General features: G+C 70.8%; 9 protein-coding genes. 3 read left to right on the forward strand and 6 right to left on the reverse strand.

Going from position 1 to position 12092, the window contains the following annotated elements; genetic code table 11:
• Positions 1 to 5: 5 nt before the first annotated feature.
• On the reverse strand, positions 6 to 1856 hold the full coding sequence (locus OG371_RS20660; RefSeq protein WP_329071588.1) for a translation factor GTPase family protein: 1851 nt from the start codon (positions 1854 to 1856) through the stop codon (positions 6 to 8).
• 296 nt (positions 1857 to 2152) lie between these two features.
• Here OG371_RS20660 and OG371_RS20665 point away from each other — a divergent pair, with 296 nt between their 5' ends.
• The gene (locus tag OG371_RS20665; RefSeq protein ID WP_329071590.1) at positions 2153 to 2590 is read left to right on the forward strand and encodes a DoxX family protein; all 438 of its coding nucleotides are present in this window, start codon (positions 2153 to 2155) and stop codon (positions 2588 to 2590) included.
• A 61-nt stretch (positions 2591 to 2651) separates the two neighbouring features.
• Here OG371_RS20665 and OG371_RS20670 read toward each other — a convergent pair whose 3' ends face one another.
• The 3 genes from OG371_RS20670 to OG371_RS20680 all read right to left on the reverse strand — a co-directional run bounded on the left by OG371_RS20670 (position 2652) and on the right by OG371_RS20680 (position 6426).
• The gene (locus OG371_RS20670) at positions 2652 to 3353 is read right to left on the reverse strand and encodes a TIGR03089 family protein (RefSeq protein ID WP_329071592.1); all 702 of its coding nucleotides are present in this window, start codon (positions 3351 to 3353) and stop codon (positions 2652 to 2654) included.
• 81 nt (positions 3354 to 3434) lie between these two features.
• Positions 3435 to 4760: an LCP family protein gene (locus OG371_RS20675; protein WP_442876174.1), complete on the reverse strand. Its 1326-nt coding sequence runs from the start codon at positions 4758 to 4760 to the stop codon at positions 3435 to 3437.
• A 142-nt stretch (positions 4761 to 4902) separates the two neighbouring features.
• A complete protein-coding gene (locus OG371_RS20680; protein WP_329071596.1) occupies positions 4903 to 6426 on the reverse strand; it encodes an LCP family protein in 1524 nt (507 codons plus the stop codon).
• Between the two features lie 134 nt (positions 6427 to 6560).
• Here OG371_RS20680 and rfbB point away from each other — a divergent pair, with 134 nt between their 5' ends.
• Together rfbB and rfbD are read left to right on the forward strand one after the other, a co-directional pair.
• On the forward strand, positions 6561 to 7553 hold the full coding sequence (rfbB, locus tag OG371_RS20685) for a dTDP-glucose 4,6-dehydratase (protein WP_329071598.1): 993 nt from the start codon (positions 6561 to 6563) through the stop codon (positions 7551 to 7553).
• Positions 7554 to 7581: 28 nt separating this feature from the next.
• Complete coding sequence (gene rfbD, locus OG371_RS20690) at positions 7582 to 8469, forward strand: dTDP-4-dehydrorhamnose reductase (protein ID WP_329071600.1); 888 nt, start codon at positions 7582 to 7584, stop codon at positions 8467 to 8469.
• A gap of 4 nt (positions 8470 to 8473) precedes the next feature.
• Here rfbD and OG371_RS20695 read toward each other — a convergent pair whose 3' ends face one another.
• Positions 8474 to 9559 (reverse strand): glycosyltransferase family 4 protein, encoded by a 1086-nt coding sequence (locus OG371_RS20695; RefSeq protein WP_329071602.1) that lies wholly within the window; start codon positions 9557 to 9559, stop codon positions 8474 to 8476.
• Entirely contained in the window at positions 9552 to 12065 is a 2514-nt protein-coding gene (locus tag OG371_RS20700; protein WP_329071605.1) for a glycosyltransferase, read from the reverse strand. Before OG371_RS20700 ends, OG371_RS20695 begins: the two co-directional genes overlap by 8 nt.
• Positions 12066 to 12092: the final 27 nt, after the last annotated feature.

A 12092-nucleotide genomic window follows, 5' to 3' on the forward strand; every position in this document is an offset into this window, starting at 1 on the left:
CCGGTTCAGCGCGGCCGGTACCCGCCGAACTCGCTGAAGAACACCCCCTCGCCCTGCGTCAGCGCGGGCAACGCCTGCTCCAGCTCGTGCACCGACGCGGCCGGGATCGTACCGTCCACAGTGCACACTTCGCCGCGGACGACCGGCTCGCCCGGCACCGCGCGCAGCTCGATGAGCTTGCGCAGAACGGCGCTCACCGCGGCCGTCGGGACCTCGGCTTCGAAGGTGTGCACGGGTTCGTGGACACGGGTCCCGGCTCGGCCCACCGCCTCCCGCAGCACGAGTTCCGTCATTCCGCGGAAGTCGCCCGCGGTGCTGAGCGGCGGGTAGAACCTGGTGTGCGTCAGCGTGACGAGGCAGTCGATCACGCTCCGGCCGCGCAGCGTTTCGCGCACGGTCTCCTCGATTGCCCGGTGGAACGCCAGCGGCAGCGAACCCAGCTCCACGCCCAGCGCGTAGCCGACGCCGGAGCCGGGTGCCGCGGGCTCGACGCGCAGGCCGACCGTCGCCCAGAAGTAGACCCGTTCGTCCGGCGCCGGGCTCTGCACAAAAGCGCCGGTTCCGGAAAGCCGCTCGACGTACAGCGTCCGTGACTCTTCGAACCGGACTTCCACGCCGAACTCCTCCGCGAGCGTCGAGCGAACGACCTCCTTCTGCACCTCGCCGTAGAGCCGCACGGAAACCTCGTGCCCACGCCGCCGGATGGTGATGAACGGGTCCTGTTCGGACAGTCGTTCCAACGCCGCGTACAGCGCCACGCCCTGGTCCGGGTCCACCGGGTGGACCACCGTCTCCAGGCTGGGCGGAGCGAAGAACCCTTGGGCGGGCAGGTGCTCGGGTGAGCCGAGCCGGTCGCCGATGCGGACGTCCTTCAGGCCCCACACCCGCGCGACGTCGCCGGCCAGCGCCGCGCCTTCCACCGGGGTCGCGCCGTGTTCGTAAACGCGCACGGCCGACGCCCGTCCGGTCAGCTCGACCACGGTTCCGTCGTTTTGCCTGCGGTAGAAGGGAAATGGTCGCCTCGGTGCCAGCATGCCGCTGAGCACCCGGGTGTACGCGATCTTCTCGCCGGCGCGGCCGCGTTCGATCTTGAACACCGTGGCGTCCAACGGCCCGGCGCCGTCGCGGCTACGGGCCGGGAACAGCTCGCGCACGGCCGTGACGAGTTCGCCGACGCCGGCGCCCGTGATCGCCGAGCCGAACAGCACCGGGTGGACGGCGCCGAGGCCGACCTGCCGGACGAGCGCGTCACGATAGTCCTCTTCGGACACTCCGCCGGACACGTACGTGGTGAGGAAACGATCGTCGTCCGACAGTGCTTCGGCCAGTTCTTCGCCGAACGGCAGCGGTGACGGTTTCGCCTGCGCGGTGCCCAGCCCGGTCACGGTGCTGAGCGCGACGCAACGCGGTGAGACTTTCGTGCGCAGGGCGTCGAGCAGCGGGCCCTCCTGCGCGCCCGTCCGGTCGATTTTGTTCACGAACACCAGCACCGGCAGGCCGAGCCGGGTCAGCGTGCGCATCAGGACTCGGGTCTGCGCCTGGATTCCTTCGACCGCCGAGACGACGAGCACGGCGCCGTCGAGCACCCGCAGCGAGCGCTCGACCTCCGCGATGAAGTCCGAGTGGCCGGGGGTGTCGACGAGCGTGACGCGCCGCCCGCCCGTGCTGAACGCCACGACGGCGGACTTGATGGTGATGCCACGGCGGCGTTCCAGCTCCAGCGAATCGGTCTGGGTGTCGCCGCCGTCGACGCTGCCGAGGTGGCCGATCACGCCCGCTTCGAAGAGCAGGCGCTCGGTCAGGCTGGTCTTACCGGCGTCGACATGCGCGAGAATTCCGATGGTCAGGGTCTGCATGGGTGACGAGGTCCTCGAGGGATGCGGGGGACAGGCCGAACTGGGGTCGGTCGGACTGTCGGCGCATCGAAGGCTCCTCGCTGTGGTGTTGACCAGGCGTCGGGCACGGTATCGCGCGACGCCAGGCGTGTACAGCGAGTTCTGTGTTGATAGATGCCAAACCGGCAAGCTCATTGGCATTGGCGGTGCCTGTCGGTTTCCTGTCGATCACTCGCCGAAGCCCGGTGATCGCCGACAGGTGCCCTACCGTGGATTCAGTACGTTGAACATTCACCCATCGGGGAGCTGGAGACTTTATGTTCGCTCGAGTCAAGGACGTCGCGCTGCTGCTCGGCCGGATCGGCGTCGCCGTGGTGTTCTTCGCCCATGGCTTGCAGAAGTGGGACAGCGGGGTGAGCGCCACCGCGACCATGTTCGACCACGTGGGCATCCCGCTGCCGACCGTCGCCGCGGTGTTCGTGATCGTGCTGGAGCTGCTCGGGTCCGTCGCGTTCGTCGCGGGCTTCCTGCTGCCGCTGATCGCGGTCGGCTACGCGGTGGACATGGCCGGCGCGCTGATTTCCGTGCACGCGCAGAACGGCCTGACCGGCAACGGCGGTTACGAGCTCGTGCTGGTGCTCGGCCTGGCCGCGCTCGCGCTGGGCTTCAACGGCGGGCGGCTTTCGCTGGACCACGTGCTGTTCTGGCGCAAGCGTGAGGCGCGGATCTCGACGGGCGAACTCGAGACCGTCTGAGACACGGCATGCAATGGCCCCCTCCCGCCGGGATTTCCGTGGGAGGGGGCCATTTCCGGGTTCAGGAGAGGTCGGCCGTGGTGCGCTCGGCCTCGCGGCGGGCACCGAGTTTCGCCGGGTCCGCGTTCGTCACCTGGACCAGGTGGGCACTCGCGGCCAGCGGCACGAGCAGCCCGTCGAGCACGCCCTCGGGCACCGTCCAGTCCAGTGTGGACAGGACGCGGTCGGCTCCGGTGAGCCCGAGCTTCCCGGCACGGGTACGGGCTTCGGCCAGTACCTCGTCCACTGTGGACTCGCCGAGCGCCGGGGTGTCGCCTGGGATGGGGGACAGCGGGCTGAACTGGTCGCCGGACAGCCGGGCCTCGCTGAGGTAGTCGAGCGCGGAGCCGCCGGGCGGGCGGCCGAGGCCGCGGCCCATCGGGTCGAGCGAGACGACGGCCACCGCGGGCGCGTCCACCTCCTCGTCCGGGCCGACGAACACCACCCGCGCCCCGGCAGGCTCGGCGACCACGCGGGCGCCGCACCACCACGCGCCCAGCAGCACGCCGGCGGTCTGCCAGTGCGCGGGCAGGCGCACCGCGACGTCGTCGCCCGGCTCGACGTCGAACTCGTCGACCAGCCAGTTCGCCGTTTTCGCGGCCCAGTTCACCGTGGTCGCCACGGACAGCTCGACGCGGCTGCCGAGCCGGTCGTCGTAATGCGTGATCAGCGGTTTCGCCGGCGACGCCAGGAGCGGGCGCAGCAGCTGCTCGGTGAGGCTCATGCGTCCAGGCTAGCCAGCGCCGGCCGCAGCCAGGGCTCGTGAGTGTTCATGACGGTTAGAACCGGCATGAACACTCACGAGTCAGTCCACGCAGGGCACGCCCGGGATGCCGGAGTCCATCGTGAGTGCGGGGGCACCGGCCGCCGCGCCGCCGCCGCCGGCCGGGGCGCCGCGGCCGACCAGCCCGGCCACGAAGGACTGCACCGCCGCCGGGTCGATCTGCACGATGCTCTGGCCGTCCGGGCTGCGGCCGTTGGACGTGACCACCGGGATGGTGCTGAAGTTCAGGTCGCCGGACGCGATGCCCTTCACCTGCTGCGCGAAGGTCAGCACGTCGAGGCCGTCGTCGACCACGATGGAGCGGTGGACGGCGTCCATCAGGCTGTTCATCGTCGACGGGCTGGTCAGCGTGCCCGCGGAGAGCACCTGGTGCAGCGCGGAGGACAGGAACGCCTGCTGCCGCACGATCCGGTCCAGGTCGCCGTTCGGCAGGTTCTTGCGCTGGCGCACGAAGGACAGCGCCTCACCACCCGAGACGGTCTGGACGCCGCGGGGGAAGTTCGCGCCCGAGTCCTTGTCCGTGGTCGCGTGGTTCAGGCAGACCTTGACCCCGCCGAGCGCCTCGGTGAGCAGGTAGAAGCCCAGCAGGTTGACCTCGGCGTAGTGGTCGATCCGGACCTTGGTCAGGTCCTGCACGGTCTGGACCAGCACGCGGCGGCCTTCGCCGTCGGAGTCGCGCTCGATCTTCGCCTGGTCCTTCTCGCCCTTCGCGCGCTCGTCGGCGGCGAACGCGGCCTTCGCGACGCCGTACGCCGAGTTGATCTTCGACTGGCCACGGCCGGGAATGTCGACCCAGCTGTCCCGCGGAATGGAGATGCCCGAGGCCTTGCCGCCGCCCTTCGGAATCCGTAGCAGGATGATCGTGTCGGTGTTGATTCCGGGGGTCCCCTCGGTGCGCAGCGACTTCAGCATGCTCGCCGGCAGTTGGTTGCCCTGCGCGTCGGTGCGCGCGTCGCTGCCCACCAGGAGGATGTCCGTGCCGCCGTCGTCCGCGGGCGGCGCGGGCGGCTCACCCGCGCGCGGCGTCAGCACGTCGGTGGTGGGCACGTTGTTCTGCACCTGGGTCGTGGTGACGTACGCGTAGCCGGTGGCGCCCAGCGCCAGCACCGACACCAGCCCGATCGCGATCCGCCCAGTCAGCCAGCCCGCGCGGCCCACCCGGCGGCGGCGCGTGACCACCGCGGGTGCGGGACTGGGCGTACGGGGGTAAGGCGACGGCTTCCAGACCGGCTCTTCGTCACTTTCCGTGTCCGCGTCCGGCCGTTTGGTCGGCTGCGGCAGGTCGATCACCGGCTTCGGCGCACTCTCGGCCGACTCCGTCACACCTTCGGCCGAAGCGGCCTGCACGTCGGCAGGTTCCGACGTCGGCTCGGCTTCGTCCGCGCTGTCGGACTTGCCCTCGTTCTCGTGCACCCCATGCACCTCCCCGGTCCCCACCTTAAAGGCGCGCGGACGGACCACCCCCGGCCGCCACGCTCAGTGCCCGACTTTAGTTGACGCAGGGCACCCCGCCCGCCGTAATCGGCGGAGCGGTCGGTGTGACGGGCGCGACCGGCGTCTTCGGCGCGGTCGAGGTGGAAGGACCAGACGATGCGTCCGGCGTCAGCTTTCCGCGCAGGTCCTTGCCGAGCAGCACGCGCACGTGCCCGGCGGTGACGTCGGCGTCCGGCTCGGCCTCGACCTCGGTGCCGAGCGCCTCGCGGACCAGCGCGAGCGCGGACTCGTCCGCCGGGTTGTAGCGGATCACACTGGTGGAGCGGGTGGACAGCTTGGTGTCGCCCGCGAGCTTGAATCCCTTGCCCTGCAACAGGGTGTGCGCCTGGGTCGCGGTGCCGGCGCCGGTGCCGTCGAACAGCTCCACGGTGACCGCGTCCGCGCCAGGCAGCGTGGCCGAGGCGGGCTGGTCCTGCGGCGCGCCGCCGTCGGACGTCAGCCGGCCGACCTCGGCCTGCACCTGGGCCGGGTCGACGCGCAGCACGTCGGCGCCGCCGATCGTCGCGTTGCCCTGCGTGGGGATGGTGTGGAACTCGACGTTGCCGCCGGTCAGCCCGCGCATCTGCTCGGCGAACTCGGTGAGGTCCCAGCCCGCCGAGAGCACCACGGACTTCTTCACCGCGTCGATCAGCTGCGCGATCTTCACCGGGTTGGCCAGCACGTCCGAGGACAGGACCTTGTTGGCCAGCCCGGACAGGAACGCCTGCTGGCGGCCGATCCGGTCGAGGTCGCCGTTGGGCAGCCCGTAGCGCTGCCGGACGAACGCCAGCGCCTGCACACCCTCGATGCTCTGCTGCCCGGCCGGCAGGTCGACGCCGGACTTGTTCTCCTTCACGGCGTTGTTGAGGCACACCTCGACGCCGCCGATGGCGTTGGTGATCTCGTAGAAGCTGGCCAGGTTCACCTCGGCGTACCGGTCGATCATGCCCGGCTTGCCCATGAACTTCTCCAGCGTGGCGACCAGGTTCTTGCGGCCGGCGACCTTCGACTTCTCGTCCACGTCCTTCAGGTCGGCGTCCCCGTGCGCCTGAAGTGTCTTGAACGTGTCGTTGTAGGCGTACACGTACGCGCTGTTGAGTTTGTGCTTGCCGAACCCGCCGGTGATGTCGACGTACGAGTCGCGCGGGAACGAGATGGCGATGGCGTGCTGCCCGTTCTGCGGGATGTGCACGAGGATCATCGTGTCGGTCTGGCGCTCGCCGTCGGCGACGCCGGCGTGCAGCATGTCCAGCACCTCGCGCGGCAGCGGGTTGCCCTGCGCGTCGGTGCGGCTGTCCTGGCCGACCAGGAGGATGTCGATCGCGCCGTCGAGCGGCTTGGCGTGCGACTGCGCCTGGTCGAAGATCTCGGTGGTGGTGAACCCGGTCTGCGGGTCGCCGATGAACTGCCAGCCGTACCAGGTCAGCGCCAGGATGACGATCGACAGCACGGACAGCACGACCTTGCCGCCGCGCCGGAACCCGGTGACCACCCCTCGACCGCGGTGTGCCGGCAGCGCCGGCCCAGGCCACTCGGTCACGTGTTCCTCCCCCAAGGCGAACCCCGCCACCATCGTGGCATCAGGCAACCCTACCGAGTCTCCGGCGCGGTATCCGTAGGCTGGTGCTTTCATTGCCCGGTCGGGCAGAGCGGACGGGCAGGAAGGGTGCAGACATGCGGGTGTTGGTCACCGGCGGTGCCGGCTTCATCGGATCGCACTACGTGCGGCAGGCGCTGACGGGTGCCTACCCGACGCTGGGTGACGCCGAAGTGGTCGTGCTGGACAAGCTCACCTACGCGGGCAACCGGGCGAACCTCGACCCGGTGGCCGCTGACCAGCGGCTTCGCTTCGTGCAGGGCGACATCTGCGACGCCGAGCTGGTCGCCGGGCTGATGCGCGGGGTCGACCTGGTGGTGCACTTCGCCGCGGAGTCCCATGTGGACCGTTCGATCCTCGGCTCGGCCGACTTCGTGCTGACCAACGTGCTCGGCACCCAGACCCTGTTGCAGGCGGCGCTGGAGGCCGGTGTCGGCAAGTTCGTGCACGTGTCCACGGATGAGGTGTACGGGTCCATCGCGGACGGTTCGTGGTCGGAAGAACACGTACTGGAGCCGAATTCGCCGTACTCGGCGTCGAAGGCGTCCTCGGACCTGATCGCGCGCTCGTTCTTCCGCACGCACGGGCTGCCGGTGTGTGTCACGCGGTGCTCGAACAACTACGGCCCGTACCAGTTCCCGGAGAAGGTGATCCCGCTCTTCGTCACGAACCTGCTCGACGGCCGGAAAGTGCCGCTGTACGGCGACGGTCTCAACGTCCGCGACTGGCTGCACGTGGACGACCACTGCCACGGCATCCAGCTCGTCGCCGACGGCGGCCGGGCGGGCGAGATCTACAACATCGGCGGCGGCACGGAGCTGACCAACCGCGAGCTGACCGAACGGCTGCTGGATGCGGTCGGCGTGGGCTGGGACATGGTCGAGCCGGTGGCCGACCGCAAGGGCCACGATCGGCGGTACTCCGTGGACATCACCAAGATCAGCGGTGAACTCGGTTACGCTCCGCGGGTGTCCTTCGAGGACGGTCTGGCGGGTACGGTGCGCTGGTACGCGGACAACCGCGCGTGGTGGGAGCCGCTGAAGGCCCGGGCCGCGCTCGGCGCGTCCTGATTCTCGCGTTTGCTTTGGGAGGTAAGCGGTGCGGCTAGCTCTGCTCGTGCCCGGCGGGTCCGGCCAGCTCGGCCGGGACCTGGCCGCGTCGGCCGGTCCGGACGTCGAGGTGCTCGCGCCGTCCTCGGCCGAGCTGAACCTGACGTCGGTGGGCGATGTGCTGTCCGCGGTGGGCGCTTTGGCCACGCGGGCGGCGGCCTCGGGCGCGTTCCCGGTAGTGCTGAACGCCGCGGCCTACACCGCGGTCGACGCCGCCGAGACGGACGAGAAGCGCGCGTTCGCGCTGAACGTCGACGGTCCGCGGGTGCTGGCGGCGGCGTGCGCGTCCCGCCGGGTGCCGCTGGTGCACGTGTCGACGGACTACGTGTTCGCCGGCGACGCCTCCCGCCCGTATGAAGTGACGGACGCGCTGGGACCGCACACGGCGTACGGCCGCACGAAGGCGGCGGGAGAGGACGCGGTGCTGGGCTCCGGCGCGCGGTCCTGGGTGGTGCGCACGAGCTGGGTGTACGGCAAGTCCGGCAAGAACTTCGTGAAGACCATGGCGCGGCTGGAGCAGGAGAAGGACACACTGTCCGTTGTGGATGATCAGATCGGTTCGCCCACCTGGTCGGCCGATCTGGCGACCGGGCTGGTCGAGCTGGCCGGGTTCCTGGCGGAGGACCGCGCGCCGGCTTCGCCGGTCCTGCACTGCACTGGTGCGGGCGAGGTTTCCTGGTGCGGCTTCGCGAAGGCGATCTTCACCGAGCTGGGCGCCGATCCGGAACGGGTCAAGCCTTGTACGACGGCGGAGTACCCGAGCCCGACGCCGCGGCCGGCCTATTCGGTGCTGTCGAACGCTTCCTGGCGTGAGGCGGGCTTGACCCCGTTGCGCCGCTGGGATGACGCGTTGAGGGCTTACTTCGCCACGCCGTAAAAACTCAGCGCTCCATGGCTTTTTTGTAAGCGCCGACGGTGAGGTCCGCGCACTTGCGCCAGGTGAAGTTCGCGGCGTGGGTCCGCCGGGCGGTCGACGTCGCGGTGGCGTGGGGATCGGTGACGGCGGTGCGCAGCGCGTCGGCCAGCGCGTCCACGTCGTCGTACGGGACCAGGGTGGCGCAATCGCCCGCGACTTCGCGCAGGGCCGGGATGTCGGTGCAGACCACGGGGACGTCGGACGCCATGGCTTCCAGCACGGGCAGGCCGAAACCCTCGTCGCGGGAAGGCAAAACCAGCGCAGCGGCGCCGGCGACGACCGTGCGCAGGTCCACATCGGACAGATAGCCGGTCTGGCCGGAGCGGGGCAGCCGTTCGAACGGGCCCGGTCCCGCGAAGACCAGCGGCGGCAGGTCGGGCGCCGAGGCGTGGGCGCGGGCCAGCCAGTCCAGGCCCTTGCGCGGGCCGGCCGCACCGGCGAACAGCAGGTACTTCTCCGGCAGGCGGAGCTTCGCGCGACGGCCGTCGTCCGGGGGACGGGCGGTGAACCACGCCGGGTTGACGCCCAGCGGCGTCACCACGATCTTGTCGCGGTCCACGTCGAGGCGGGTCGCCACGGCGTCGGCGACAGCGGCCGTCGGAGTGCAGATCACGTTCGCGCGGGCGACGCCGCGGCGGACCAGCTCCGGCAGATCGCGGTCGGACGGCGCCAGCTCCTGCGGCGCGTCCAGGAACGCCAGGTCGTGGATCGTCAGCACGCCCGCGGCCCGCAGCCGGCCGGGCAGCACGAAATTGGTCCCGTGCACCACGTCCGTCGAGCCCGCGAACAGCTCCACCGGCGGCAGCTCGGAGCGCAGCCAGGTCTGGCGCAGCAGCCGCGCGGACACCGGCATGCCGCGCGCCTGCACGCCGTGGGGCAGCACGTGACGCAGCTTTCGCCAGCCGCGCAAGGTGAACGCCACCGCGCGAAGGTCCACATCGGACATCGAGGCCAGCTCCTCGCTCAGCGCGGCGGTGTACCGGCCGATGCCGGTCCGCGAGCCGAGCAGGGGAGTGCCGTCGAGCAGCACCCGCAAGGGGCGGTCAGCCACGGCGCAGCCGTTGGCGTGCGACCTTCACGACCCGCCCGCCGACGCGTCGCGCCAGCTCCGACGGCCCGCCCGCGGTCAGGTACTCCCGGATCAGGTCGACGTCGCGCCGCACCATCTGACGGCCGCGCACCGGCGGCGTCGTGGTGAGGTCGGCGGAGCCGGGCAGCCGGTCGGCCGCCGGGTGCGGATCGCGGCAGAAGTCCACCAGCGGCTTCAGCGCCTCCGGCCACGCGTACCGCCGCGCGACCTCGGTGATGCGCGAGACGCAGCCGGCCGCGAATTCCTCGTCGTACAGCGTCTTTTCCAGCGCCGCCGCCAGCGCGACGGCGTCCTCCGCCGGTACCACGACGCCGAGCCCTTCGGCCCGCACCAGGTCGGCGAACGCGTCGCCGTCCGTGGTGACGATCGGCAGGCCCGCCCACAGGTAGTCCAGCACCCGCGTGCGGAACGCGAAGGTGGTCTCCACGTGCTCGTAATGCGTGGTGACGCCGGTGTTCGCGTCCAGCAGCCAGTTCTGCCGGTCGGAGTAGGGCACCCAGTGCTCGTTGAAGAACACGTGCTTGTCGGTGAGCCCCAGCGAATCGGCCAGCCGCACGGTCCGCGCGCCGATGTCCATCTCGGCGACCTCGGGGTTCGGGTGCTTCATGCCGAGGAAGACCAGCCGGGCGTCGTCGCGGCGCTCGCGCAGCAGGTCGAACGCGCGGATCAGGGTCAGCGGGTCGAACCAGCTGTACACCCCGCCGGCCCACAGCACCACGCGGTCGGACTCGCCGATGCCGAGCGACGCGCGCAGACCCGGCCCGGTCCGCACCGGCGCCTGCGGCGAAAGCCCGAACGGGACCACCGCGAGCAGCGACTGCGTGGTCGGGTCCGCGTCGTAGAGCCGCGGCGAGAGCCGGCCCAGCGCGGCCAGGTGGCCCAGCCAGAAGTGCCGCTGCCGCTCGGAGGCGCACAGGAAGAAGTCCGCGCGCTCCAGCTGCGCGTCCAGCACCTTCGTGACCCCGGCCAGGTCCAGCGCGCGCTGGTCGTCGGCCACGCCCTTGCCCTGCTCCAGCAGCTCGAGGTGCATCGGGTCGTAGACGTCGGCGACCACGATCTTGTGCTCGTGCTGCTTCTTCAGCGACGGCGCCAGCTCCAGCACGTGGCCCTGCAGGATCACCACGTCGGCCCACTCGATCGGCCCGTCCAGCTCACGGTGCTTGCCGGAGCTGACGCGGAACACCGAGGGCGGCGGCGAGACCAGCGGGTTCGTGGTCATCAGGTGCACTTCGTGCTCGGCGGCCAGCGTCGAGGCGATGTTCCAGGCCCGGATCGCCGGCCCGGCCATCCGCTCGGTGATCGAGTCGCCGGTCAGCACCAGGATCTTGCGCCGCTGCCCGAAGACGGCCTCGATGCCGAACGCCTCGATCAGGATCTCGTGCGCGCGCAGGTAGTCCGGCAGCGGGTACGCGGGCTCCAAAGCCTTGCGCAGCAACGGAAGCAGGTCCGCGTCGGTGCGCACCCGCGCGGCCTGTTCGACCGCGCGGGACTCGGCCAGCGAAGGCAGCAGCTCCACGAACCGGTCGACGGCCAGCACCCCGGCCAGCGTCGTCCGCGGCACCGCGATGTCGCCCGTTTCGACCGGGCCGACGCCCTTTTCCAGGTCCAGCTGGTCCGGGTCCAGGCCGCCGCGGGCGGTCGCGCGCCGCACGGCCAGCGCCAGCGCGGCGGGCAGCGCGCGGGCCAGCGACTCGTCGGACAGGTTCTTGTACAGCGCGGCCAGCGCGTTGCGCTCCAGCAGGAACGTCTCGCGGCCGGTCTCCGGCGCGTCGACGGCCGCCATCGTGCCGTGGTGCCGGTGATACGTCAGCGATTCCGGCAGGTACCGCACCCGCCAGCCGCGCAGGTTCAGCCGCCAGCCGAGGTCGACGTCCTCGTAGAACATGAAGAACCGCTCGTCGAACCCGCCCAGCTCGGCGAACACCGCGGCGCGCACGAACATCGCCGAGCCGGTGCCGAAGAGCACGTCCTTGGCCAGCTCGTGCTCGGCCTCGGGGACCTCGGCCAGCGGGGTGCCCGCGTGCCGCTTGTAGCCCATGCCGAACCAGGTCAGGCCCGCGTCGACGAAGTCGGTGCCAGTGCCCTCCCAATCGACGACCTTGCTGGCCACGGCGGCCACCGTCGGCTGCGCCCGCAGCTCGGCGACGGCGGCGGAGACCCAGCGCGGCGCCGGGCGGGCGTCGTTGTTCAGGAAGCCGAGCACGGTGCCCTTGGCGTGTTTCGCGCCGAGGTTGCAGCCGCCGGCGAACCCGGTGTTGACCGGCGATTCGATGAGCTGCACGGCCGGGACCGCGGCCCGGATGCGGGCCGCGTCGTCACCGCCCGAGGCGTTGTCGACGCAGATCAGCTCGACGTTCTCGTAGTCCAGCTCGGTGCCGAGTGCCCGCAGACAGGTGATCGTGTCGTCAGCGCCGCGGTAGTTCACCACGATCACCGAGACAAGCGGTTGCGGGTCCCCCTGCGTCAAGACGAGCTCCTGTCCGTGATGTCGGGC

Source organism: Amycolatopsis sp. NBC_01480 (assembly GCF_036227205.1).
GTDB lineage: Bacteria > Actinomycetota > Actinomycetes > Mycobacteriales > Pseudonocardiaceae > Amycolatopsis.